This is a genomic window from Marinirhabdus gelatinilytica, assembly GCF_003353425.1.
Lineage (GTDB): Bacteria > Bacteroidota > Bacteroidia > Flavobacteriales > Flavobacteriaceae > Marinirhabdus > Marinirhabdus gelatinilytica.
This window is the reverse complement of sequence record NZ_QRAO01000002.1, coordinates 46,454-71,493: the sequence shown is the minus strand read 5'-3', so window position 1 is coordinate 71,493 and position 25,040 is coordinate 46,454. Positions and strand designations below refer to the sequence as shown.

General features: G+C 41.4%; 21 protein-coding genes. 11 read left to right on the top strand and 10 right to left on the bottom strand.

From position 1 onward, the window contains the following. Positions 1-46 precede the first annotated feature (46 nt). A complete protein-coding gene (locus tag C8D94_RS06410) occupies positions 47-1,852 on the top strand; it encodes an acyl-CoA dehydrogenase family protein (protein ID WP_115123113.1) in 1,806 nt (601 codons plus the stop codon). Positions 1,853-1,910: 58 nt separating this feature from the next. Here the strand turns inward: C8D94_RS06410 and C8D94_RS06405 are convergent, their stop codons facing one another. Further along, positions 1,911-3,065, bottom strand: a complete 1,155-nt coding sequence (locus C8D94_RS06405; RefSeq protein WP_115123112.1) for an endonuclease/exonuclease/phosphatase family protein — start codon at positions 3,063-3,065, stop codon at positions 1,911-1,913. Between the two features lie 107 nt (positions 3,066-3,172). Here C8D94_RS06405 and C8D94_RS06400 point away from each other — a divergent pair, with 107 nt between their 5' ends. Next, entirely contained in the window at positions 3,173-4,711 is a 1,539-nt protein-coding gene (locus tag C8D94_RS06400; RefSeq protein ID WP_115123111.1) for a nuclear transport factor 2 family protein, read from the top strand. On the opposite strand, the gene C8D94_RS06395 is transcribed toward C8D94_RS06400, so the two are convergent. Then, the gene (locus tag C8D94_RS06395; RefSeq protein ID WP_115123110.1) at positions 4,703-5,767 is read right to left on the bottom strand and encodes a helix-turn-helix domain-containing protein; all 1,065 of its coding nucleotides are present in this window, start codon (positions 5,765-5,767) and stop codon (positions 4,703-4,705) included. The genes C8D94_RS06400 and C8D94_RS06395 overlap by 9 nt on opposite strands. 120 nt (positions 5,768-5,887) lie before the next feature. Between C8D94_RS06395 and C8D94_RS06390 the strand changes: the two genes are divergently transcribed. The 5 genes from C8D94_RS06390 (at position 5,888) to C8D94_RS06370 (ending at position 11,287) form a co-directional block, all read left to right on the top strand. Further along, a complete protein-coding gene (locus C8D94_RS06390; protein ID WP_115123109.1) occupies positions 5,888-6,541 on the top strand; it encodes a M23 family metallopeptidase in 654 nt (217 codons plus the stop codon). A gap of 53 nt (positions 6,542-6,594) precedes the next feature. After that, the gene (locus tag C8D94_RS06385; protein WP_115123108.1) at positions 6,595-7,926 is read left to right on the top strand and encodes a M28 family metallopeptidase; all 1,332 of its coding nucleotides are present in this window, start codon (positions 6,595-6,597) and stop codon (positions 7,924-7,926) included. Between the two features lie 113 nt (positions 7,927-8,039). Beyond that, complete coding sequence (locus C8D94_RS06380) at positions 8,040-9,008, top strand: Gfo/Idh/MocA family protein (protein WP_115123107.1); 969 nt, start codon at positions 8,040-8,042, stop codon at positions 9,006-9,008. A 70-nt stretch (positions 9,009-9,078) separates the two neighbouring features. After that, positions 9,079-9,966 carry a 3-hydroxybutyryl-CoA dehydrogenase gene (locus C8D94_RS06375; protein WP_115123106.1) on the top strand — a complete coding sequence of 296 codons (888 nt, stop codon included), beginning with the start codon at positions 9,079-9,081 and terminating at the stop codon, positions 9,964-9,966. A gap of 82 nt (positions 9,967-10,048) precedes the next feature. Further along, a complete protein-coding gene (locus C8D94_RS06370) occupies positions 10,049-11,287 on the top strand; it encodes a DUF1015 domain-containing protein (protein ID WP_115123105.1) in 1,239 nt (412 codons plus the stop codon). On the opposite strand, the gene C8D94_RS06365 is transcribed toward C8D94_RS06370, so the two are convergent. Next, entirely contained in the window at positions 11,284-12,252 is a 969-nt protein-coding gene (locus C8D94_RS06365; RefSeq protein ID WP_115123104.1) for a winged helix-turn-helix transcriptional regulator, read from the bottom strand. The genes C8D94_RS06370 and C8D94_RS06365 overlap by 4 nt on opposite strands. 113 nt (positions 12,253-12,365) lie before the next feature. Here C8D94_RS06365 and C8D94_RS06360 point away from each other — a divergent pair, with 113 nt between their 5' ends. The 4 genes from C8D94_RS06360 to miaA are packed head-to-tail and all read left to right on the top strand — an operon-like array spanning position 12,366 to position 16,255. Further along, the gene (locus C8D94_RS06360) at positions 12,366-13,025 is read left to right on the top strand and encodes a YggS family pyridoxal phosphate-dependent enzyme (RefSeq protein WP_115123103.1); all 660 of its coding nucleotides are present in this window, start codon (positions 12,366-12,368) and stop codon (positions 13,023-13,025) included. A 24-nt stretch (positions 13,026-13,049) separates the two neighbouring features. Continuing rightward, entirely contained in the window at positions 13,050-14,429 is a 1,380-nt protein-coding gene (locus C8D94_RS06355) for an exonuclease domain-containing protein (RefSeq protein WP_115123102.1), read from the top strand. Positions 14,430-14,471: 42 nt separating this feature from the next. Next, positions 14,472-15,335 carry an ion transporter gene (locus C8D94_RS06350; RefSeq protein ID WP_245946213.1) on the top strand — a complete coding sequence of 288 codons (864 nt, stop codon included), beginning with the start codon at positions 14,472-14,474 and terminating at the stop codon, positions 15,333-15,335. Beyond that, positions 15,335-16,255 (top strand): tRNA (adenosine(37)-N6)-dimethylallyltransferase MiaA, encoded by a 921-nt coding sequence (gene miaA, locus C8D94_RS06345; protein ID WP_115123101.1) that lies wholly within the window; start codon positions 15,335-15,337, stop codon positions 16,253-16,255. Before C8D94_RS06350 ends, miaA begins: the two co-directional genes overlap by 1 nt. Before the next feature lie 37 nt (positions 16,256-16,292). On the opposite strand, the gene C8D94_RS06340 is transcribed toward miaA, so the two are convergent. The 7 genes from C8D94_RS06340 to C8D94_RS06310 form a co-directional block, all read right to left on the bottom strand. Beyond that, entirely contained in the window at positions 16,293-17,009 is a 717-nt protein-coding gene (locus C8D94_RS06340) for a response regulator transcription factor (protein ID WP_115123100.1), read from the bottom strand. A gap of 3 nt (positions 17,010-17,012) precedes the next feature. Beyond that, complete coding sequence (locus C8D94_RS06335; RefSeq protein ID WP_115123099.1) at positions 17,013-18,575, bottom strand: sensor histidine kinase; 1,563 nt, start codon at positions 18,573-18,575, stop codon at positions 17,013-17,015. Between the two features lie 74 nt (positions 18,576-18,649). Beyond that, positions 18,650-19,234: a dephospho-CoA kinase gene (gene coaE / locus C8D94_RS06330; RefSeq protein ID WP_115123098.1), complete on the bottom strand. Its 585-nt coding sequence runs from the start codon at positions 19,232-19,234 to the stop codon at positions 18,650-18,652. Positions 19,235-19,239: 5 nt separating this feature from the next. Further along, positions 19,240-20,190 (bottom strand): YbbR-like domain-containing protein, encoded by a 951-nt coding sequence (locus C8D94_RS06325; protein WP_147278505.1) that lies wholly within the window; start codon positions 20,188-20,190, stop codon positions 19,240-19,242. A gap of 28 nt (positions 20,191-20,218) precedes the next feature. Beyond that, positions 20,219-21,220: a glycosyltransferase gene (locus C8D94_RS06320; protein ID WP_115123096.1), complete on the bottom strand. Its 1,002-nt coding sequence runs from the start codon at positions 21,218-21,220 to the stop codon at positions 20,219-20,221. 79 nt (positions 21,221-21,299) lie between these two features. Beyond that, positions 21,300-24,047 carry a T9SS type A sorting domain-containing protein gene (locus C8D94_RS06315; protein WP_115123095.1) on the bottom strand — a complete coding sequence of 916 codons (2,748 nt, stop codon included), beginning with the start codon at positions 24,045-24,047 and terminating at the stop codon, positions 21,300-21,302. A gap of 177 nt (positions 24,048-24,224) precedes the next feature. Continuing rightward, positions 24,225-25,040 (bottom strand): T9SS type A sorting domain-containing protein (locus C8D94_RS06310; protein WP_147278504.1); only part of this gene is annotated, 816 nt, incomplete at its 5' end.

The window sequence follows — 25,040 nt, the reverse complement described above, 5'->3', positions numbered from 1 at the left end:
AGTTCTCGACTGCGCTCTAACGGACATTCTAAAGAAATAAAAAATAATGAGCACAGAAACAATAAACAAAGAAATACTTCGCGGTGGGCAGTTCTTGGTAAAGGAAACACCTTGTGAAGACATTTTTACTCCTGAAGATTTTTCAGAAGAGCAGAAAATGATGAAAGAATCGGTAAAGGAATTTGTAGATCGCGAAATCTGGCCACACAAAGAACGCTTTGAAGCAAAAGATTATAAACTCACCGAAGAAGTAATGCGCAAAGCTGGCGAACTGGGTCTCCTAGGTATCGCAGTACCTGAAAAATACGATGGCTTGGGAATGGGATTTGTTACCACCATGTTGGTGTGCGATTATATTTCGGGAGCTACGGGAAGTATTGCAACCGCATTTGGAGCCCATACTGGCATTGGCACCATGCCCATCACCCTGTATGGTACTGAAGAGCAACGACAAAAATACGTCCCTAAACTTGCTACGGGCGAATGGTTTGGCGCTTACTGCTTGACAGAACCAGGAGCGGGTAGTGATGCCAATAGTGGAAAGACAAAAGCCGTACTGAGCGATGATGGAAAATACTACAGCCTTAGCGGACAGAAAATGTGGATCTCCAATGCAGGCTTCTGCGATGTGATGATTGTCTTTGCACGTATTGAGGACGATAAGAACATCACAGGATTTATCGTGGAGAACGATCCCGAAAATGGAATTTCCATGGGCGAAGAGGAAAAGAAACTAGGTATCCACTCCTCCTCTACCCGTCAGGTATTCTTTAACGAGACCAAGGTACCTGTAGAAAATATGCTGGCAGGTCGTGGCGAAGGTTTCAAGATCGCCATGAATGCCTTGAACGTAGGCCGTATAAAACTAGCAGCCGCCTGTTTGGACGCGCAGCGAAGAGTGATTTGGAAAGCTACCGAGTATGCTAACGACCGTGTTCAATTTAAAACACCTATCGCCAAATTTGGAGCCATAAAGTCGAAATTGGCCGAAATGGCAACAAACGTGTTTGTGGGTGAGTCGGCCTCGTATCGTGCTGCCAAGAATATTGAAGACCGTATCTCCATTCGTGAAAGCCAAGGCAACAGTCACCAAGAAGCCGAACTGAAAGGTGTTGAGGAATATGCCATTGAGTGCTCTATTTTAAAAGTAGCCGTTTCAGAAGACATCCAAAATTGTAGTGACGAAGGTATCCAGATTTTTGGCGGAATGGGCTTTAGTGCCGATACCCCAATGGAAGCCGCATGGCGTGATGCACGTATTTCGCGTATCTATGAAGGGACCAACGAGATAAACCGTATGTTGGCCGTGGGAATGTTGGTAAAGAAAGCGATGAAAGGACACGTAGATCTTTTAAATCCAGCCCAGGAAGTTGCTAAGGAATTAATGGGCATCCCAAGTTTTGATACGCCAGATTTTTCAGAAACGCTCAGTGAAGAAAAAGCGATGGTAGCCAAGCTGAAAAAAGTGTTCTTGATGGTTGCAGGAAGTGCTGTACAAAAATTTGGACCGGACCTAGAACAGCACCAGCAATTATTGTTGGCGAGCGCCGATATCCTGATTGAGATCTATATGGCCGAAAGTGCTATACTGAGAGCTGAAAAGACCTCAAAGAATAATGGTGCCAACGCAGAATATCAAGTGGCAATGGCAAAATTATATTTATACCATGCTGTGGACATTGTAACGCAAAAAGCCAAGGAAGGCATCGTGAGCTTTGCTGAAGGAGACGAACAGAAAATGATGCTTGTGGGACTGAAACGTTTTACCAAATACCAAAACATGCCCAATGTAGTTGCCTTGCGTAACAAGATCGCTGAAAAGGTAACGGCAGAGAATACGTACCCCTTTTAAATTTTTAATATTGGTTAGATCAATTGCAAGCCGTCTTCAGCTTTTGGAGGCGGTTTTTTTATTGTATCACTAGTTTTAGAGTAGCTATCTCATTGGTTCCAGCATACACCTTAGCAAAGTAAAAACCTGAAGCATGGCGCGAACTTTCCCAAACATACTCCCGTGCGCCAGCATCAACACTGGTAGCATGTACCAACTGTCCTTGGGCATTGTATATAGCGATATTGGTTTCTAAAAAACTTTCGGGCAGTTTAAAAATGGTGCGTTCACTGAAAGGATTGGGATATACAAATACGGAATTGGCAATAGCGAACTCATCAGTTTGCAATACAATCTCTTCAATAGGTAACTGTAGGGCAACGGGGCGGTGGTCAGACACATTCTGGTCGTATTCCTGCCAGCCCCCAGTGAGATAATCTTCAATCTTTAGGGTCTCTACATTTCCTTCAGTACTATTAAAGAGATCGAAGAGTTCATCGGTAATCAAAATATGGTCCAAGTGGGAGGGCCAGGAAGGATAGGACCAGTTGGCCTCGGTACCTTGGGCAATGTCAATATCGGTAAAGAAAAAATCATCGGGATCGTTCAAAAAAGCACTGAAAACGTTGTGTTGCATAGGGTCTGTTAAAATATCATTGAGATCGCCCAGGAGTACTACCGGCACATCGTCCAGGTTTTGGTCTATATACGCTTTCAGCAAGGTACTGGCATTGAACCTTCGGGTTTCTTCGTCCCACATATCGTTGGGATCAATCTCACCATCTCCACAACATTTAAAGTGGTTGTTTATAAGCACTACTCTTTCGCCGCCGTAAAAAATATCCAGCACCATGGGGAACCTTGGAAAATTATCGGCCTCAGGCAATTGTGTAAACAGCTCGTACCCATCATTTATCTGTACTACATCTTTTCTGTAAAGGTATGCCAAGCCTCTATTGTTGGTAGAGATACGGTAGGCTCCATAATCGTCCAGATAGGATACGAGCTCGTTAAAGGCAAAGTAGTCGTCCACTTCCTGTATGGCAACAATATCGGCCTCCATTGCTTCCACGATCGCTACTACATACTGTATGGTAGCCTGATTGTTTTTAGGGAAAAACTCGATATTCCAGGTAACGATATCCAGGGTTTCTGGCGTTCCGAAATCTAAGTCTTCAAGCGACTGGGAATACAAAAAACCTGGCAAGAGTAAGCACAATACTAATTTTTTCATAGCCTTGCAAAAATACAACTTAAAAACGAAGTATTTTAGTAGGGTAATAAAATTTCCTTGGTCCACATTGTAGCTATATTTGTACCTTTCAGTCTTAAACAGCTATAATGAAGATCCTTCCAATACTTTTAGTCTTTTTCTCTCTATATGTTTCGGCACAACCCGACACCGATGTCTTTTTAGTTGATATGGAAAGGGGGGACTCATTGTTCCAGGTTTCTAATTTCAGAAACATATCAGAAAACAAGGGGTACGATAACCAACCGTACTTTATGGATGATAATAGATTGCTGTATGCGGGCACCCAGAATGGGCAAACGGAAATTATGCTGTATTACATTTCAGAAAAAACACAACATCGCATAAACGCCCCCACAGCAGGAGGAGAGTATTCCCCAAAGGTGATGCCCGGAGGCGAGTATGTTACCGCTGTACGCTTGGACACCACGGGTTTACAACGGCTCTATAAGTACGACTTTTCACATCCCGACCACGGTGATTACCAAATGCTATTGAGCGAGCTGGAAATTGCCTATTATGCTTTTTACGATAAGGATTGGGTGGTGGCCTCAATACTTGCTGGAAATCAGTTGGATTTGGTCATTGCTAATATACCAAGGGACGAAGCTGGAATATATGTTGAAAATGCCGGACGCTCCATACATAAGGTTCCCGGTTCAAAAAATGTGAGCTACACGGTTATCAATGAAGAAAAAAACCACGATATATACTTGGTTGATGTAGCGGAAGCCGAAGAGACCTACTTTGTTTGCCAACTGCCCATCGGGATACAAGATTACGCGTGGATAGATTCCACAACCCTCATTCTAGGGAGTGGCTCAAAATTATATGTGTACGATATGTTCGGTCCTGGTGAGTGGACCGAAATGGCAGACCTGTCCCAACAAAATATAACAGACATTACCCGCATTGCCGTAAGCCCAAACGGCAAGTATATATCCTTTGCTGCTAAAAGGAAAACGAAAACCCCTTCGCAAATTGTAGACGTCCACATAGCTCCCTTTAACAATGGTGATTTGGAAAATTCTGCAAATGCTTTTTCTGAAGATGTAGTGGTAAGCCGCTTCCCTGCCGATACAATGTATGTAGGGAGGAAAAAACTAAAAGAGAACTATGCTCGCTTTTATAAAAACAATAAAAGTTGGAATGTGGAAGTAAAGGATCGAATAGTGATTGGAAACTATGTTATAGACGAAGAGATCGCAACAGTGAACGGGAAACCAAATAGGCAGATGACCATTTATGAGACCAAAGATGGCCTTATACAGTCCATGGCATTTATATCGAATAAAAAAGCTGAAGATCCACTACCTCCAGTTCTAGCACAAATGAAATCCTATAACGAGCGTGATATCGAAGAATTTTTAAAGGCCTATACCGAAGATGTTAAAACCTACACCTACCCCAACCAACTGAGAAGCAAGGGAAAAACCGAAATGAGAAATGGCTACACCCAGTTTTTCGAGAATACCCCAGATCTTTCCTATACCGTACCAACACGAATGACCATTGGCAACATTGTTATAGATGAAGAAGTTATTACCGCAAATGGCAATGAGTTTCATGCTGTAGCTATATACGAAATAAACAAGGGTAAGATAACGAAGGTGTTTTTCTTACAATAGGGAAGCTCTATTTTTTCTGTATTTGCCCGGTGTAGTGCCCATTTCCTTTACAAAGGCCTTGTTAAAGGTAACATTGTTATTAAATCCGCTCTCAAAGGCAATGGCCAATATTTTTAAGTTATCTTTTTTTGGGTCTCTCAGAAGGCTCGCAGCGTTTTTAACCCTTATTTCGTTTACAAAGTTAGAAAACGAGGTGTTCAGGTTTTCGGAAAACACTTGTGAGACATGGTGCGGTTTTTCTTTAATGAATGCGCTGTATTCCCGTAGTTTTAAGTTGTTTTTCAAGAAAAGGGATATTTCATTTCTGGATGAAGTTATTTTTTTTTCGATACGCTGCTTAGCTTTTTCGTGTAAGGTATTCGAAAAATATTTCTTTTGTATTTCTTCCAAAAATTCTGGGTAACGATACAGCACAAAACCAGCGATCAAGAAAATAGAAGACCCTAAGAAAAAGAAAATAGAGAACTGCCTAAAACTATCTGCAAATAATGTTAGGCACACCTGCAGAACTGCCGTTACAAAATATATTACGGCAATCACCAACATATACAATCCAACCTTATCCTTTTTATAGAAACTATTCTTGGATACACCCAATAGCAAGAAAACCCCGTAGAGCGTAACGTGCCCAGTTCTAATATAATTGAGCGGCATCATTTGGTTCATAAAATTTTCTCTGGTATAAGCTATCCTTTCCTCACCCCCAAGTTGATATAGTGGAAGTAATGCTATAACTATAAAGAGCACAAACGGTATCGCGTGCAACAAATGTTTCCACTTAAATGTTGCTTTGGGATCCTTTATAAATTTAAGGTGAAGCCATAACGAAGGACCGAACAAAAAACAAATAGGATACATATAAAGATAGTAAGAAGGATAGATAAGAACTACGTTACTAGTAGTATACAAAAAGTCCAATTGCTCAAAAGTGAATAGCAATATATACAATGCCAAGGTAATATTTGCCGGCGAACGTTTTCTAAAAAACAATCCACCTGCAATAAAGATTCCCAACAGGCAATAAAAGAATATAAAATATCGGAGGATTTCAACCATACGCTAAAAATATAGGTTTTAACCAAAAACCGATTTAAAAATAATTATTCTTACTCTAAAACCACCTAAATTTTATGAGCCTAGCACTTAAGTACCTTACATTTAACTAAAACTAATCTTATGAAATTTTTTCTTGTAGTATTCCTCCTTATAGGTCTTTCTTTTTGTGGTTCAGAAGATGATAGGCCCGATATTTACAACCCCACGGGAGCAGGTCCAGAAAATGGTAACAATGTGGGCAACAACCCTCCTACGCTGGGAAATTGCAATGTTACGTATCCAGAATGGACTACATCTCCCTATGTATTACCCTATCCAGTAGGAGAATCGTATGTTATTGGACTGAGCCATTGTGGAGGTTCTTTTCACAGTGCTGGGGGGCCAGACCAATTTGCCATCGATTTTAATATGAGTATCGGCACTATAATAACGGCCTCCCGTGACGGTAAGGTTGTACACGTAACCGAAAGTGGTTTTGACGGGGAGTTTCCCAACAATTTAGTTGTGGTAAGACATTTTGACAACACCTATGCGCAATATATGCACCTCACCAAAGATGGCGCTATTGTAACAGTAGGGGAAACGGTTAAACAGGGTGACACCCTTGGCTACAGTGGTGCGACAGGATTAGCGGGGTATCCGCATCTACATTTTGTGGTTACCCAGGATAGCTGGCCCTATCCGTATATATCTGTACCCAACACATTCAAAAATACAGATCCCAACCCTAAAAGTTTGCTCTCTGGTAGGGCGTATGAAGCATTGCCCTATTAAAAAATACATAGTCATAGCTACAATAATTTTGTACTTTTAAAAAAACTTTAGCTATGAAATACCTTGTTTTAATTTGCTCAGTCCTTATAACGGTTAGTGTAAGCTCGCAAACCAACCCAAAAATATATGACATCATCAACGCTGTTTCTGCTGAAAGAATTGAGGCAGACATCACGACCCTAGCAGGTTTTGGTACACGAAACACCTTTAGCGATACCGTGAGTGATACCCGTGGTATTGGTGCTGCCAGACGATGGATAAAGACCGAATTTGAAACGATATCAAAAGATTGCAACAACTGTCTGGATGTATTTTACCAAAAGGACTTTGTGAAGGCCGAAGGTAACCGGCGTGTCCCCAAGGATACTTGGATCGTAAACGTAGCCGCAGTACAAAAAGGCGCAAAATATCCCAACCGCTACATCATAATGAGTGGCGATATAGATTCCCGAAACAGCGATGGTAGCGATTTTACCAAAGATGCCCCTGGTGCCAACGACAATGCCAGTGGTATGGCAGGTGCCATAGAAGCTGCCAGGGTACTCTCCAAGTATACTTTTGATGCTAGTATTGTGTATTTAGGATTAAGTGGTGAAGAGCAAGGACTCTTTGGCGGTGCAGGTTTTGCAGCTTGGGCAAAAGAAGAGGGCTGGGACATCATAGGCGTACTTAACAACGATATGATAGGCAATATAAAAGGTGTGGACGGCGTGATAAGCAATAGAGATTTTAGGATTTTCTCTGAACCAACTCCCCCCACCGAAACCGAGCAAGAACGCAGAAGGAGACGCTTTTACGGTGGTGAGGTAGATGGCATCTCTCGCCAACTTGCGCGCTATGTCCACAAAACCACTGAAACCTATATGCCAGAGATGAACCCCATGATGATCTATCGATTGGATCGTTTTGGGCGTGGTGGGCACCATCGACCCTTCAACGATCTAGGATTTGCAGGGGTGCGTATTATGGAAGCCCATGAAAATTATACCCAACAGCACCAGGATATCCGTACCGAGAACGGTATTGAATACGGTGACAGACTGAAATTTGTTAATTTCGAATATGCAAAAAAACTCACCGCTGTAAATGCGATTACCATGGCGAGCTTGGCTTGGGCTCCCCCTGCCCCCAAAAATGTCGCCATAGGCGGTATAGTGGAACCTTCAGCAAAATTTAAGTGGGATAGGGTTGAAGGTGCCGTAGGGTATAAAATTTATTGGCGCGATACCACTTCGCCAACTTGGGATTACAGCCGTTACGTAGGTGATGTTTCAGAATTTACCCTTAAGGGTATCGTGATAGACAATTACTTCTTTGGCATTTCAGCTGTGGGAGCCAATGGTCATGAGAGTGTAGTAGTGTTTCCAAATGCAGTTTTCCGTTGAAAGACGAGTTTCGAGATACAAATACCAAAACCCAAAAATTGTTGATATTAGTTCCAAACCATCCCAATACGATTTCCTTTCAAAACCCGTATCTTTGCTAAAAATATTCGCACATGCTAAACGCTGGAGTCTTAGGTGCTGGGCATCTTGGAAAAATTCACCTAAAATTACTGAACGAATCTACAAAATATAATCTTGTGGGTTTTTATGATGCCGATTCCAAAGCATCCCGAAAAATCGAAGAAGAACTTGGCTACAAGAGCTTTCACACCATGGAAACATTGATAGACGCTTGCGATGTTGTGGACGTTGTAACCCCTACCATCCACCATTTTTATTGTGCCGAAAAAGTAGTGAAAGCAGGCAAACATCTCTTCATTGAAAAACCTATTACCCACACAGTAGAAGAAGCCCAAAAATTGCTGGAGCTTGCCAAAGAACAGGGCGTAAAAGGGCAAGTGGGACACGTAGAACGTTTTAACCCAGCGTTTATGGGCGTAAAAGACATGATGGACAATCCCATGTTCATTGAGGCACACCGCTTGGCAGAGTTCAATCCGCGCGGGACCGATGTTTCGGTAGTGCTGGATTTGATGATCCACGATATAGATGCCATCTTGAGTGTGGTACAATCGCCAGTTAAAAATGTATACGCCAGCGGAGTTTCGGTTATTTCAGAAACACCAGATATAGCCAATGCACGCATCGAGTTCGAAAATGGTTGTGTAGCCAATCTTACAGCAAGCCGCATTTCTATGAAGAAAATGCGTAAGGCCCGTTTCTTTCAGCGGGACGCCTATATCTCCGTAGATTTTCTGGAGAAAAAAGTAGAAGTGGTAAAAATGAAGGATGCACCCAAAAATCCAGACGATTTTGCGATGATCCTCACCAATGCTGAAGGCGTGAAAAAACAGATTTATTTCGACAATCCGGACATACACCCCAACAACGCCATTTTGGACGAGCTTGAAACCTTTGCCGATGCCATTAACAATAATACAGAACCTGTAGTAAGCTTAGCCCAAGGCGCACAAGCCTTGACCGTAGCGATGCAGGTGATTGAGAATTTTAAGACGCTGTAACAAAAGTTTTCAAAATAAATAATTTACCAAGTTTAACTAAAATTAGATACACCCTTTACGGACCATTACTATGAAAAACGTAGCAGTTATAGGCGCAGGAACCATGGGCAACGGGATTGCCCATACCTTTGCGCAAAAAGATTATAAAGTACAATTAATAGATATCTCGCAAGCCTCTTTAGATAAGGGTGTTGCCACCATTACCAAGAATCTGGACAGAATGGTTGCCAAGGAGCGTATTACCGAAGAGGACAAACAACGTACCCTCAACAACATTACCACCTATACCAATATGGAAGAAGGGGTAGAATATGCTGGGCTCGTCGTGGAAGCTGCTACCGAGAATGTAGATCTCAAACTGAAGATTTTCCAGGATCTGGATAGATTTTGTCCGGACGACACGATCTTGGCAAGCAACACCTCCTCAATTTCTATAACCAAGATCGCAGCAGCGACCTCCCGTCCCGAGATGGTGATTGGGATGCATTTTATGAATCCCGTGCCTATCATGAAACTGGTAGAGATTATTAAAGGATACAGTACCAGCCAAGAAACGTACAATATGGTGGAGGAAATCTCCAAAAAACTAGGCAAGGTACCCGTAGAGGTAAACGACTATCCGGGATTTGTGGCCAACCGAATCTTGATGCCCATGATTAACGAAGCCATTGAAACCCTATACAATGGTGTAGCAGGCGTCCAAGAAATCGATACCGTGATGAAACTGGGAATGGCACACCCCATGGGCCCATTGCAATTGGCAGATTTTATTGGCCTGGACGTATGTCTTTCTATCCTGAACGTGATGTACGACGGTTTCAAAAACCCAAAATATGCTCCTTGCCCACTACTGGTAAATATGGTGATGGCAGGTAAATTGGGAGTTAAAAGTGGCGAAGGCTTTTACGATTATTCCGAGAGTAGAAAAGCAGAGACCGTAGCGAAAATGTTTGCTTAAAAATTATTGAGACGTGTAGCGTTTAAATGCTGGATACCATCCGGATTTAAACGCTAAACCCATAAAAACCAAAACCCAAGATATGCCAACGATCCTACCATTTAAAGCTGTCCGTCCCACAAGGGACAAGGTAAGCTTGTTGGCGTCACGCTCTTACGAAAGCTATACGCCAGAGGAGCGAGAGTCGCGATTGCGGGACAATCCATTTTCTTTTTTACAAATCCTGAATCCCGGGTTCAAGTATCAAAAGGAAATTTCAGGGAAACAGCGCTATCAATTGGTACGTAACAGGTATCAGGAATTCAAGGAGGATGAAATTTTTATGCAGGATAGAGAGCCTTGCTATTATTTCTATAAAATCGTAAATAGGGATGGGCTGGAATTCAATGGAATTGTAGCTGCTGCAAGTGCAGAGGACTACGAGAACAACCTCATCAAAAAACACGAGTCTACCATTGAGTACAGGGAGAATACCTTTAAGGAATATTTGAAAACAGTGGGCTTTAATGCCGAAGCCGTACTCCTAACCTATCCGGACCATCCAGAAATTGATGAGATGATCGCTGAAGTCATGGCAACCCGCGCCGAGTATGAATTTACCACTACCTACCGGGATACCCACTATGTCTGGAATATTGATGACAAGACCATTGTAGAAAAACTCCAGGGACACTTCGCCGAGATGGACGCTGTTTATATTGCAGACGGGCACCACCGTTCGTCGTCTTCGGCATTGCTGGCAGCAAACTTAAAAGCTGAAAACAAAAACCATAAAGGGGACGAACCATACAATTACTTTATGAGCTTCCTGATTCCCGAAAGCGATTTGAAGATTTACGAATTCAACCGTTTGGTAAAGGACCTCAACGGGCTTAGCAAAGAGGAATTCCTGATACAGTTGGACGCTATGTACCGCATTGAAAACCGTGGCGTTGCGTATTACAAACCTTCAAAGAAACATCATTTCAGTATGTACTTGGACGGGGAATTTTATTCGCTCTATCTACGAAAAAACAATTATACCATCAACAATGCCTTGGAAGGTTTGGACACCCACATACTTTATACAACCATTCTCCAACCCATTTTAGGTATTGACGATGTACGCAACGATACCCGCCTGGCCTATGCCGATGGAAAGAAAGATATGGTGTATGTAAAAGGAGAGGTGGATAAAGAAAATTACAAAGTTGGCTTCGGTCTCTTGCCCGTAAGCGTAGAGGAAATGAAACAAATAGCAGACGAAGGGCTCACCATGCCCCCAAAAAGCACCTATATTGAACCAAAATTACGCAGTGGGGTTACTATATATGAGTTTTAGGCTTCCGAAATAACTTCAAAACCTTTATAACTCCCAGTTATAGCATACCCAATGATGTGCTGCGAAACATTACGTTTTGCTATTTTACCTGCTGTCTCATTAATGGTAGCGCCAGAGCCAACAGCATCGTCGATCAACAAAATTTTGCTGAAATTGTTCCTCTCTGTAACTACAATATTATTTTGGGCGTTCAAAATCCTATCGTTCAGTTTTGACAATGTTTTTTGAGGTACGGTAATCTCTGTCTGTACTTTCTCTATATTTATGATAGGTAATTTGAAATTTAGTTTTTTTCTTAGCTCGTTCATTATTTGAACTTCACGTTTAACCGAAGGTGGTATAAAACCTACTGCCTCGATATTTTGACTTTCTACCAATTTTTTTAGAGGTGCTTCAATAGCTGCTATAATATCTTTTATCATCCCCCGATCTTGACCTTGCTTAGCGTACAACAGCATTTGCCCTAAAGTTGTTTTCCCAAACCGCTCTATTGCGTAAAAATCACTGTAATAAAGGTTTTTAAGGTATATCGTACCAAAACCCTTGGTATTCTCAAGCTTTTTGAGACCAACAATCAAACCGATTTCATTTTTGTAAGCGTTATATCTCTTTTTCGTTTTCACATATTCTACGGCCGTTTTTTCAACAGGTAGGTTTCTTTTTTTAGACCAGTAAACAAAAGCCTCTACCCCCTCCAACAGAACCCCCTGTTCGTTAATCTGAATAAAATTTTCCTCAATGAACTTAGCAATTTCAGTATCTAGTTTCGGTACATCAATGCTTTCCTTTTTTTGAACCCTATAAAAAACTCTTGGCGGAGTTCCTATTTTGGAAACGCGTTCATCCTCCATTAGTGCATTTAAGTGACGGTGTACCATCTGCCTAGAGATATTCACTATATCACTAATTTCAGAAACACTAAGCTCCCCCCTCTCTGCGAGAAGAATAAAAATTTGCTCTTTCATTGAGTATAGTTTACAGTTTACAGTAAACTGTAAACCAATAACAATATACTAATTTTATATTTAGTAGGCTATAACCCTAAAAACATTCTCTTTTCCGTTATTTTTGCAGCTGTATGGATATTTCAGAAAACATTCAAAAATACAAAGAGGAGTTACCTGAAAATGTTACGCTTGTAGCCATCTCTAAAACCAAGCCCGTGAGCGAGCTAATGGAGGCGTATAATGCTGGACAGCGCATTTTTGGAGAAAACAAAGTACAGGAGATGGAATCCAAATGGCAGGAGATGCCCAAGGATGTGCAATGGCATATGGTAGGCCACGTACAGCGCAATAAGGTAAAATATATGGCGCCTTTTGTAAGTTTGATACATGCGGTGGACAGCCCCAGATTGCTCAAGGAAATAAACAAACAGGCGAAGAAAGTTGATAGAACGATAGACTGCCTTTTACAAATAAAAATTGCTGAAGAAGATACCAAGTTTGGCCTAAGCGAAGCCGATGCGAAAGAGTTACTGGCCTCTGAAGCGTTTCAAAATTTTGGAAATGTTTCGGTGGTAGGGCTTATGGGAATGGCTACCTTTACCGATGATGAAGCACAGGTACGCAGGGAATTCAAAAACCTGAATCGGATCTATGACGATTTCAGCAAGACACACAAAAATTTCAGCATTTTGAGTATGGGGATGAGCAGCGACTATACCATTGCTATTGAAGAAGGCAGTAATATGGTACGCATAGGAAGTGCAATTTTTGGAGAAAGAAATTATAATTAATCGTATAGCAACAATCCACAACTAATTTACGCAATACTAGACATAGAGACCACTGGTGGTAAGTATAACGAAGAAGGCATTACCGAAATAGCCATTTATCGTTTTGACGGCCACAAAATTGTAGACCAATTTGCAAGCCTGGTAAATCCTGAGCGTAAAATCCAACCATTTGTGGTAAACCTTACGGGAATAAGTAACGAAATGTTGCGCAATGCGCCCAAGTTCTACGAAGTGGCCAAACGTATTATTGAAATTACCGAAGGGTGTATTATTGTGGCACACAATGCTAAGTTCGATAACAGAATCTTGACTACAGAGTTTGATCGGTTGGGTTACGATTTTGACAAAGAAACGCTCTGTACCGTAGAGTTGGCAAAGGAACTCATTCCCAATATGCCTTCCTACAGTCTGGGCAAACTGGTTCGCTCTTTAGGAATCCCTATTACCGATAGGCACCGTGCACAGGGCGATGCCAAGGCAACGGTAGAGTTGTTCAAAATGCTACTGCAGAAGGATCTGGACAAAGAGATCATAAAAGCTTCGGTGCGTAAAGACCCTAAGCGCCACCTGGACACAAAGCTTTTGAACCTTATTGCTGAGATGCCCTCAGAAACAGGAGTGTATTATATGCACAATGAGGAAGGCGAGATTATATACATAGGGAAGAGCAAGAACATAAAAAAACGGCTTACCCAGCATTTTACGAGTGATAACCGAAAATCGAAAAGAATCCAGCTGGAAGTTGCTGCGGTTACTTTTGAACTTACAGGAAACGAGCTCATCGCATTGCTAAAGGAAAGTGAGGAAATAAAACGTAAAAAGCCGAAATACAATAGAGCATTGAGACGTACACTGTTTCAGTACCAATTGGGAAGTTTTGTGGACGATAATGGCTACATAAATTTAAAGATTGAAAAGGCAGATGCCAGAAAAAAAGCCATTACCACGTTTAGCAATTACCAGCAGGCAAAATCTTCTCTGTATTCCATTACTGAAAAATACAATCTGTGCCAAAAATTGACTGGACTGCATAAAACCAAGGGCAACTGTTTCAATTATACGGTAAAAGACTGTGAGGGAGCCTGTATCCAAAAAGAGTCCGCAGAAGATTATAATGTGAGGGCAAAATTGTTCCTAGATGAATATAGTTATTACAACCAGCACATGCTCATTATAGACCGTGGCCGCGATGTGGACGAACGCTCGGTAATCCTTATTGAGAATGGGGTGTACAAAGGGTTCGGTTTTTATAGTTTAAATTACCAGATAACCAATCCAGAGGTGCTAAAATCCATCATTACCCCCATGGCAAACAATCGTGATGCACAGCATATTATACAAACCTACCTAAAGAAACGACGGGTACTTAAAATCATTCCCTTGGCAACAGACCCCGTTAATTAAAGAAACTTACTTACATTTATAGCATAGAAAAACTTTTCGCTTTTGGAACCTACAAAAAAGAGTACGTGGCGCAGAGATTTGCACACCATTATTTATGAGGCAGACACCCCAATGGGGAAGTTGTTCGATGTAGTGCTGCTCATCCTCATATTATTGAGTGTAGTTTTTGTGATGATAGAGAGTGTACGGGGTTGGCCAGAATTCGTGTACGATTATCTTTACTATGGCGAATGGGTAATCACCATCTTCTTCACTTTTGAGTATATAGCCCGGATCGTGACCATAAAGCACCCTTCTAAGTATATTTTCAGTTTTTATGGTATTATAGATTTTCTTTCAACCATCCCATTGTATCTATCGTTTATACTGGCAGGAAGTAATTTTTTACTTACGGTTCGCGCGTTGCGATTATTACGGGTTTTCAGAATTTTAAAGGTAACACGCTACATTGGTGAGTCCAACAAATTACGTAAGGCATTATTAGACAGCAGGCCCAAAATTTTAGTATTTCTGTTTGCGGTACTTATAATTTCGATAATCGCAGGTACAGTTATGTATATAGTTGAAGGCGAAGAAAGTGGTTTTGTAAGTATCCCCGTGAGCGTTTACTGGTGTATTGTAACCTTGACCACCGTAGGCTTTGGCGACATTGCTCCTGTAACCCCCTTGGGGCAATTTATTGCCGCTCTAATTATGATTATGGGATATGGAATTATAGCCGTTCCTACAGGAATAGTAAGTGCTGAATACACTAAGAATATGGGCAAGCCCAAGATAGACGATCCAAATTATGTGCATGTAAATTCACAAAGTTGTAGCAATTGCAATGCAAAAAAACATAGGGACGATGCCGATTTTTGCCACAAGTGCGGAACGCCTTTGCACGAAGAAGATATTATAGCATAATGCCACCCACTCCCCTCCTTATTTGCATAGTAGGCCCTACTGCCATTGGGAAGACGGCGTTGGGCATTGAAATTGCCAAACATTTTTCTACCGAAATACTCTCCGCAGATTCCCGCCAATTCTTTAAAGAAATGGCCATTGGCACCGCCGTACCAACTACTGAAGAGCTTGATGCGGCACCGCACCATTTTATACAGAACCGAAGCATTTTTGAACCCTACAACGTAGGAGATTTTGAAAAGGATGCCTTACTGAAACTGAAGGAGCTTTTCAAAAAACACGACAAGGTTGTGATGGTAGGTGGTTCAGGATTATATGTAGACGCAGTAGTTAAAGGTCTGGATAAATTTCCGAAGGTTAAAAAAGAAGTGCGGGAGCAACTAAGCAAACAACTGGAAGAGCACGGTTTAACATCCCTACAGCGGGAACTAAAAGAGAAGGATCCAACCTATTTTAAAAATGCTGATATCCAAAACCCACACAGGTTGATACGTGCTTTAGAGATTATTCGGGGTACGGGGAAACCATTTTCCTCATTTCTGAAAAAGGACATTTCAGAAAGAAATTTCGATACTTTATACATTGGTCTTACTGCCGAAAGGGAAAAGATATACGAGCGAATCAACAAACGTGTAGACATTATGATTGAAAACGGACTGATGGAAGAAGCCAGGCAACTATACCCACACAAAGACCTGAATGCTTTGCAAACAGTGGGATATAAAGAATTGTTCCAGTTTTTTGATGGTGAGATTTCAAAAGAGGAAGCTGTTTCAGAAATAAAGAAAAATACGCGCAGGTTTGCCAAACGGCAGGGAACGTGGTTTAGAAAAAACGAGCAGATACATTGGTTCCCATATACCACACCACCGCAAGAAATAGTAAATTTTATTACATACAAAAACGCCAGCCCGAACTAGTTCAGGTGGCGTTTATGACACTTTCTATCATGCTATTTTACTGGTCTACTTCGTCTTTTACTACCAAGCGGAACCCTTCACCATGAATGTTGATGATCTCTACACCATCGTCCTTGCTCAGGTATTTACGCAGCTTGGCAATATATACGTCCATACTTCGTGAGGTAAAATAATTATCGTCCCTCCAAATCTTGGTAAGGGCCAGTTCACGAGGCATTAAATCGTTTTTATGAAGTGCTAGCAAACGAAGCAGTTCGTTCTCTTTTGGGGATAATTTACTAGGCTCCTCTTTTTTATAGGTAAGGAATCGTAATTTGGAGTTAAGGTGGAAATTCCCAATCTCAAATTCAAATTGCTTGCTATCTGCAATACTATCGGTTGCCTTACGCTGGATGATCGCCTTTATTTTCATGAGTAGCACCTCACTGTCAAAAGGTTTGTTAAGGTAGTCGTCTGCCCCTACTTTATATCCTTTTAACACATCTTCTTTCATTGCCTTTGCCGTAAGAAAGATAATAGGGATGTCTTCATTTTTCTCCCTGATTTCCTTAGCGAGGGTAAAACCATCCTTATAGGGCATCATTACATCCAGGATACACAGGTCGTAATCGTCTTTTTTAAACTTTTCGAATCCTTCCATGCCGTTCTTTGCGTGTACAACGTCGTAGTCGTTCATGGCAAGGTAATCTTTAAGTACTGTCCCAAAGTTAGGATCGTCTTCTACTAAGAGAATTTTTTTGTTTTCAGTTTCCATAATTTATGATATTAAGTGTAGTTTAATTATAAATGTGCTTCCTTTTCCTTTTTCGCTCTCTACGTAAATCTGGGCATCGTGATCGTCCAAGATTCTTTTTACGTAAGCGAGTCCGAGACCATGGCCTTTAACGTTGTGTATGTCGCCAGTATGTTCACGGTAAAATTTTTCGAATATTTTTTTCTGGACACTCTTGGACATTCCAACTCCCTGGTCCCTAATTTTTACTATTATAGTGTTTTTTACGTTTTCGGTATAAACATCTATCCTGGGTTCCCCTTCGGAATATTTTATACCGTTGTCCAGTATGTTCACCACAACATTTGTAAGGTGTGAATCGTTGGCAAGTACCGAGGATTTCAATGCTCCAAAGTGAGTTTTAATATACCCTCCCCTATCTTCAACAATAAGCTCTACGTGGGATACGGCGTTTTCAATAATATCGTGCATCTTGAGTCTTTCTTTGGGCAGGTCCAACTCATTCTTCTCTAGTTTTGAAATACGTAGAACGTTTTCGACCTGGGCGTGCATCCTTCGGTTCTCGTCCCGTATCATTTTAAGATAACGGGTTAAAAACTCTTTGTTGTCCTTAACTTTTGGGTTCTTTAACGCATCCAAGGCTAGATTGATCGTAGCGATAGGAGTCTTGAACTCGTGGGTCATATTATTAATAAAATCACTTTTTATCTGGGAGATTTGCCGTTGTTTGAACAATTGGGAAAGTGCACTACTATAGGCCAAGACAATCACTCCCGTAAAAATCAAGGAAAGAATGGCAATTCCCAAAATACCGCTTAACACTTCCTTTTCCATATCGGCAAAACTAACGTATAGTTGGTATTGTGTGTTAAGGTCTTCATTAACAAACAGAGGCGTGCTGTAGGTATACTCTGGATCTGCCTCAAAATTTTCAGATTGCACCTTAGTCGCAAGATCCCTACTGAAAACAGCATACTCGAAGGGAGACTCTATTCCGCGGTCCACCAGTTGTTTTCGTAACAGGGTGTCTATTTCGGTTTTTGACACTCTTTGGTGGATAGGCTTTTTTCCCGAAATATTCCTGAAAGCTGCATCAAACTGGTTTCTCTCAAACTCTGTAAGACGGCTTATGGATTCTATCCTAGCATTCAGGCCGTCACTACCATCCAATGCGTTGTTTATCAAAAACCTTTCTTTTCGGTTGGTCAATCTCTTAAATTGGATACTATCAATTTCAGTATCCAATATATTGGCCGATAGTTTAAAATCCTCCTCCAGAATGCTATTGTAAAAAACGCTTTTCTCAAAATTGTTACCATCGGAAGTGGCGTACAAGAGCTCGTTATAAGTTATGCTGTTGGGATTGCCTATACTATCTACAATATCGCTATAGATCGAATAGTATGTATCCAGCTCTCTTGCTTGTATTTGAGAGGCAACATTAAGAAGCGAGTTTTTTACGTTATAACTAAACTGGTCGTACTTTGTCCTGTATGCGTTTTTAATCCAATAACCTTGAACGAAAATTATCCCCACCAAGGAGAGCGACATAAGCCCAACAAGAAGTAAGAATAATTTTTTGTTCATCCCCCAAAAGTAAGATTTTAACATTTATGGGATGAGTGGTTTAACCAAATGTTAACAGTAAGGAGGGATTGTGGTTACTGGCTTTTCGAGAGTTTGGCATGTATGGCGTCAACTTGTTTTTGGGTTTCTTCGAGTGTGGTGTTTTTTATAATGTAATCTGCCAGTTCTTTCTTTTTATCGTCATCCCATTGGTTGCTCATTCTCGCCTCAATTTCTTCAACCGTGGTGTTGTCCCTTTGTAATACCCTTTGTATCCGGACTGCTCTATCTGCTACCACAAGGATGGTTTGGTCGCATTGTTTATAGCCTCCATTTTCAAACAATATAGCTGCTTCCTTGATGCAGTAAGGTGCATTCTGCTTTTTGATCCATCTAGAAAAATGCTGTGCAACTCTTGGATGGATTATAGCATTCAGGGCTTTTAACTTTTCAGTATCATTGAACACGATATTCGCTACGAATTTTCGATCCAGGTGGCCTTCTCTATAAGCCTTCTCACCCAGCAACGCTATAACTTTCTTTTTAATGTATTTGGAGCGGTTCGTGAGAAGTTTGGCTTCCACATCTGCAATGTAAACGGGCACTCCATTGTTCTTGAACATCTTGGCCACGGTAGTTTTACCACTGCCTATGCCTCCGGTAAGTCCTATTATTTTCACAGTGGTTACTTAAATATTAAAAAATCTATCTTTTGGGGCGACAATTGTATGTTCCTGGCATACGGGGGTTTTTTGGACAATACGGGTGTTAAGAAGTTTTCTTCGGAATTCCTTTCTTCAAAATCGCATAGAACCTCAAAATCACTTTCAGTTACCAACCCAAAATTTTCTATGGGTACTACAAATGTAACCTGTATACGCTCAGGTATCAATTTAATGGTTGCACTGGCAGGAAGGTTCTTCAACGTAATGGGTAAAGAAACTTTTTTTTGTGCAAACTCCTGTACGTCTTGGTGCAGGGTAACAGTTTCAGTATGTAGTGTTAGGGAACTGTTGGGTAGAGACACTAATGCTACACTATTTTTAATGGGTTTGTCCACATTTTCCAAAATTATTTCCTTAGTGGCAATTCCGTTTATTGAATCCAACAAAATAGATGGACCAGAGACAATGACCGAATCTGGCCGGGTTCGCAAACTGTCCACTGCATTGAAACCATTTTTATATAAGATTCTAGCCTGTGGCCTAACAGGTATTTTCTTTGTTTGTATTCCCTCTAATTTAATCGCTATACTGTTATTGGATAGGTTCCTGATGCTTGCCCCCTTGTAGTTAAGCTGCTTGGTTATTTCATCTTTCAGGTCTTCGGAATTTATTTGTGCACTCCCTGTAGTATCATCAAAATATTTTGCTACATCAATCTCAACACTTGGCGACTTCAGCTTATAGAGCAAGATATCGAAGCCGTTACTTGTAATATCGAAGGTGATTTCCTGTGGATTGCCCTCTTCCAAAAGATAGTTTACGGGAATATTCTGATAGGTAAAAGTAGCCTTTATTTTTGCCGTATTGTCCTTTGAAAATTTGGTGAGCCCCCAAAATACAATGGCCAACAACAAGAAAACAAAAAAGGTATTAATCTTTATGCTCTTAAAGGTTTTTATAGATGCGGCCATGGGGCAAGAAAGTTATTTTTGGGAAAAGTTACTTAAAAAATAATTTAGGGAATTGTTTTTCCGGGTCTTTGTTCAACAACCCTACGTAAAAACTGGATTTGAGGAATGCCAAACCATACCCAAAGAATTGAATAAACATAGCGAACACTGCTAGGCAACCTATCCATAAGTTTTTGGATTTTATACTGGCGTCCAACAAAATCAATACCATATACACCAGTAATGGAACCAATAACCAAAACGAAATAAGCACGCCGGCCAATATTGAAAACAGCACAAAAAAGACAAATATAGTTGGGAACCAAAAAGTAATCTTTGCAGCATTGGGGTGCCACTTATTGAGTATGGGGCGTACCAGCCCAAACTTTTTTACCTGTGTGAAAAATTTTTTCCACGAGATACGCCTTTTATGGTACACAAAAGCATCTGGTATAAAAGTGGTCTCAAAACCTGCTTTTACAATACGCTGCGAAAGATCTGGATCTTCTCCTGGGTGAATTCTCGAAAACCCCCCGGTTGCCACAAAGGCTTTTTCTGAAATCCCCATATTGAAACTTCTGGGCTCAAACTTATTAATGCTTTTCTTGGACCCACGTATACCGCCGGTTGTGAAAAAAGAGGTCATCACATAGTTAATGGCTTTTTGTAGTTGGGAGAAATTTTGATGCGCCGCATCTGCCCCACCATAGCAATCGTAATAAGAATTTTCTAGGAAATAATCTACCGTTTGTAAGTAATGCGATGGCAATAGGCAATCTGAATCCAGTATTATAAAATAGTTCCCTTTTGCTTTTTTCATCCCAAAATTTCTTGAATCGCCGGGGCCGCTATTTTCTTTGTAATAGTAGGATACGGAAAGTTTTTCTGAAAACTCACCCACAATATTCTCTGAAGAATCTTCACTTCCATCCTCCACGATCACAATTTCATAGGGTTCTGAAAATTGTAGTACCAAGAAACTCTCCAGTAATTCCTTGATTTCTTGCGGACGATTGTACACTGGAATAATAAACGAATAGCTACGCTCCATACAAGAACAAAGTTACGCAATAAAAAAATCCCCCCAACAATGGTTGGAGGGACTTGTTTTGGTTTATTTAAAAACTACATTATTGCTTTACAACTTTGTAGATTCCTGTTTCACCATTTACAACTACCTTAAGCATGTAGGTTCCAACACTCAGGTTGGCTACATCCAGTACGGCATTGGTAGCATCTACATTTTGGTTTACAACTTCCTGTCCTAGGATGTTGTAAATAATAGCACTCTCAATAGTTCCATTTCCAGACTGCAAATTAAGTTCATTTGTTGCTGGATTTGGATAGTAACTGAATCCCTGAATGGTTTCGTCTCCTATTCCAAGGAAGAAATCACCATCGATCACGATGTCCGTGATGCCCTCGTGGTTTGCAACATATACATAGTATGCCTGTCCCGCTGTTACAGGGATAGAGGCATCTACTCCAGGTACACACTGGTTATCGAACCAGTCTACCAAGGTAAGGTCTGTCTCCACAGCATTCTCATCTGGTGCCGTGTAAAAAGTTACAGAGGTGAACCCTGCTGGCGACGTTACCGATGCCGTGGCAGTACCTCCCATTGTAGGCACAAAGTTGTACCAAACACCCAATACGCCCGCATTGTCACAATTGGCCGGTGTACCACCTGCTTCTGTAGTCGCTGCTGGCATTGCCACCGCTGGATCGGTATAAGGGAACCCTATCTCGTCCACATCAATAGAGTTTACTATCATATCGTTGGGTGGTGGTACTGGAGCACACTCTAAATTAAGAGAGAAATCCCCAGAGCTTCCAGATGCAAAACCGTTCACGAGTATATAATATGTTGAGCTACCGTCCCCTTGGAAGGAAACTTCAGATTGCAACCCACAGGAGTCGTCATTTTCAGCAACACATACCAGCGCACCACAGTCTCCTGAATACACTACCAATTTACTGTCGTAGCTTGTACCGCCATCACAAAGTGAAACCGTATAGTCGGTTACCAGTCCAGAGGTATCGTCTATTACGTACCAAACTCCAGGAGCATCGTTACCGCCTCCACAGTCTGGCGCTGTTGGGTCTGGGGTTGCTCCATTTGCAGTACTTCCCAATACGGTTTCGCCACAAGAAATACTTCCTGCAGTTTCACAATCGTCTAAAGGAACTATACAGCTTAATGCTAAGCTATATGCTCCAGCGTTAGTGCCAAATCCTTCAACTGCTATGTAATACGTTGTTGTACCGTCTGAAGTAAAGGTAAGCTCAGATTGTAATCCACAAAAATCATCATTGTCTGCCACCACATTTCCGCCACAAGCGTCGTACACGGTAAGAAATGAATCGTAACCAGTACCACCGTCACAAAGTGAAACAGTTACTATTTCCTCAAATCCCGATCCGGTATATTGGTACCACTCATCTGGCGAAGCATTGGCACCGCCATTGTCTGTATTGTCCGATGTATCACCAGTCACTGTATCTCCACAGTTAATATCCTCTGCTCCTTCACAAACATTATTAGACAATTCGCCACCTTCCAAGGAAAGCATAACGGCTTCGTATGAACCAGAGCCTAAAATTGTAGGAGTTCCTGTAGTTACATCTATGGTGCTAATCTCGGTTACAGCACTATAAAGACCTGCATACAGTATATCATTGTCATGATCGTAAGTTGCTTCTTGGGCAAAGTTCAAATCCTGCCCGATAGGTCCTACCAAAGTTGCCGTGGCAGTTGCCAAATCTATCGAGTGGAATTCATCATTTACGATATCAGCAATATAGCCTACACCATTATTGTCAATCTCAAGCCAGATACCCCCTGGGATACCTGTGGTACCCACAACGGTAGCTGCACCGGTAGATAGATCTACTGTGTATAGGGTCGTTTCGGTGATATCGGTATCGATAGCGTACATCGTTCCATCAAAGAAATTATACGAAATCCCTGTGGGAGATGCCGTCATACCTGTAGGACCAATTACGGTTCTGTCTCCTGTCGTAATATCTACGGTAACTAAATTTCCAGAGCCGAAATCGATAGAATACAACAATCCATCTGCAGCAAAATCATCTGAAAAAAGTTGATCCGCAAAATTTGCAATGGGGTTGATGTTGTATGGCCCCGCCTGTGGCATGGTACCAAAAGCATCACCAGGGAAACCATCTTTAACATAAAAATCTCCTGGACCAGCAGCACTTAAAATAGATACTTCCCATCCTCCATAATCCACAACTGCAGTTGCATTAAACTCAAAGGTAAGATTACCGGTAGTAGAGCTGAACATAGTACCAGTTGATGCAGCCATATCTGCAGTTGTAATGTCTCCTGATTGTGCTCCTGTATCAGAATTGTCATACAATACAGTACCCGTGGTATCGGCACCATCATAGATACGCAACCAGTCGAATGTTGAAAATACGCTAAAGAAATCGAAATTGATATCCTGTACCCCAGTTAGGGTGGTAAGGGTCACACATCCACAATTTGGATAGTTACCCGGTGTTCCCCCTGTACTGCTTCCCCCTGGTCCTCCTGGGTCGAAGAACGTATCGCCAGCTGCAACGGCAAAAGATTCGGTCGCTCCTGCAGTGGGAATGATATCGGCCAATACATTTCTGTTTTGGTTACTATCATAGGCTCTTAATGCTGAAATTTCTTCAGCTGAAAAATAATGCGACATTGGAAGTACAGTAGTACCTATCGCTTCTTTTCTATCCAGTAACTCCTGGATATCAATCGGTTGGTTTTGCATTGCATCGTTTGCCTGAATTTCAGCAAGCTCTGCAGGCGTTTGGGCAAACATTGTTCCGAGAGAACAGAACAAAATGCTCCATAAAATGGTAATTTTTTTCATAATGAATTAAGGTTTAATAGTTTGAACATTAAATATACTAATTTGATGGCAGTCTTTGCCTTTATTCTCTTAAAAATTTTAACATAACGATTTAGGTAAGTTTAGTTTTGAGACATAAAAAAATCACCTCGGTCAACAAACCGAGGTGATTATATATATTCTAAAAATAAGTGAATACTACTGTTTCACAATTTTGTAGATTCCTGTTTCACCATCTACCAAAACTTTCAGGATATAGGTTCCAACGGTCAAGTTGGCAACGTTCAACTGTGTTGAAGGAGCTCCTACAGTTTGCTCTACAACGGTTTGTCCTAAAATGTTATAGATAGTTGCTGTTTCTATACTGCGTGTTCCAGCATCCAATGTGATCTCATCGTTAGCTGGATTTGGATAATAGGTAAAGCCATCTACTACTGCATCACCAACTCCAAGGAAGAAATCACCATCGATCACGATGTCCGTGATGCCCTCGTGGTTTGCAACATATACATAGTATGCCTGTCCCGCTGTTACAGGGATAGAGGCATCTACTCCAGGTACACACTGGTTATCGAACCAGTCTACCAAAGTAAGGTCTGTCTCCACAGCATTCTCATCTGGTGCCGTGTAAAAAGTTACAGAGGTGAACCCTGCTGGCGACGTTACCGATGCCGTGGCAGTACCTCCCATTGTAGGCACAAAGTTGTACCAAACACCCAATACGCCCGCATTGTCACAATTGGCCGGTGTACCACCTGCTTCTGTGGTCGCTGCTGGCATTGCCACCGCTGGATCGGTATAAGGAAACCCTATCTCGTCCACATCAATAGAGTTTACTATCATATCGTTTGGTGGTGGTACTGGAGCACACTCTAAATTAAGAGAGAAATCCCCAGAGCTTCCAGAGCCAAAACCGTTCACGAGTATATAATATGTCGAGCTACCGTCCCCTTGGAAGGAAACTTCAGATTGCAACCCACAGGAGTCGTCATTTTCAGCAACACATACCAGTGT

What these genes read in the sequence shown, in the direction of transcription:
- C8D94_RS06410 (WP_115123113.1), top strand. Translation starts at nt 47, where the DNA reads ATGAGCACAGAAACAATAAACAAAGAAATACTTCGCGGTGGGCAGTTC.
- C8D94_RS06405 (WP_115123112.1), bottom strand. Translation starts at nt 3,065, where the DNA reads ATGAAAAAATTAGTATTGTGCTTACTCTTGCCAGGTTTTTTGTATTCC.
- C8D94_RS06400 (WP_115123111.1), top strand. Translation starts at nt 3,173, where the DNA reads ATGAAGATCCTTCCAATACTTTTAGTCTTTTTCTCTCTATATGTTTCG.
- C8D94_RS06395 (WP_115123110.1), bottom strand. Translation starts at nt 5,767, where the DNA reads ATGGTTGAAATCCTCCGATATTTTATATTCTTTTATTGCCTGTTGGGA.
- C8D94_RS06390 (WP_115123109.1), top strand. Translation starts at nt 5,888, where the DNA reads ATGAAATTTTTTCTTGTAGTATTCCTCCTTATAGGTCTTTCTTTTTGT.
- C8D94_RS06385 (WP_115123108.1), top strand. Translation starts at nt 6,595, where the DNA reads ATGAAATACCTTGTTTTAATTTGCTCAGTCCTTATAACGGTTAGTGTA.
- C8D94_RS06380 (WP_115123107.1), top strand. Translation starts at nt 8,040, where the DNA reads ATGCTAAACGCTGGAGTCTTAGGTGCTGGGCATCTTGGAAAAATTCAC.
- C8D94_RS06375 (WP_115123106.1), top strand. Translation starts at nt 9,079, where the DNA reads ATGAAAAACGTAGCAGTTATAGGCGCAGGAACCATGGGCAACGGGATT.
- C8D94_RS06370 (WP_115123105.1), top strand. Translation starts at nt 10,049, where the DNA reads ATGCCAACGATCCTACCATTTAAAGCTGTCCGTCCCACAAGGGACAAG.
- C8D94_RS06365 (WP_115123104.1), bottom strand. Translation starts at nt 12,252, where the DNA reads ATGAAAGAGCAAATTTTTATTCTTCTCGCAGAGAGGGGGGAGCTTAGT.
- C8D94_RS06360 (WP_115123103.1), top strand. Translation starts at nt 12,366, where the DNA reads ATGGATATTTCAGAAAACATTCAAAAATACAAAGAGGAGTTACCTGAA.
- miaA (WP_115123101.1), top strand. Translation starts at nt 15,335, where the DNA reads ATGCCACCCACTCCCCTCCTTATTTGCATAGTAGGCCCTACTGCCATT.
- C8D94_RS06340 (WP_115123100.1), bottom strand. Translation starts at nt 17,009, where the DNA reads ATGGAAACTGAAAACAAAAAAATTCTCTTAGTAGAAGACGATCCTAAC.
- C8D94_RS06335 (WP_115123099.1), bottom strand. Translation starts at nt 18,575, where the DNA reads ATGAACAAAAAATTATTCTTACTTCTTGTTGGGCTTATGTCGCTCTCC.
- C8D94_RS06325 (WP_147278505.1), bottom strand. Translation starts at nt 20,190, where the DNA reads ATGGCCGCATCTATAAAAACCTTTAAGAGCATAAAGATTAATACCTTT.
- C8D94_RS06320 (WP_115123096.1), bottom strand. Translation starts at nt 21,220, where the DNA reads ATGGAGCGTAGCTATTCGTTTATTATTCCAGTGTACAATCGTCCGCAA.
- C8D94_RS06315 (WP_115123095.1), bottom strand. Translation starts at nt 24,047, where the DNA reads ATGAAAAAAATTACCATTTTATGGAGCATTTTGTTCTGTTCTCTCGGA.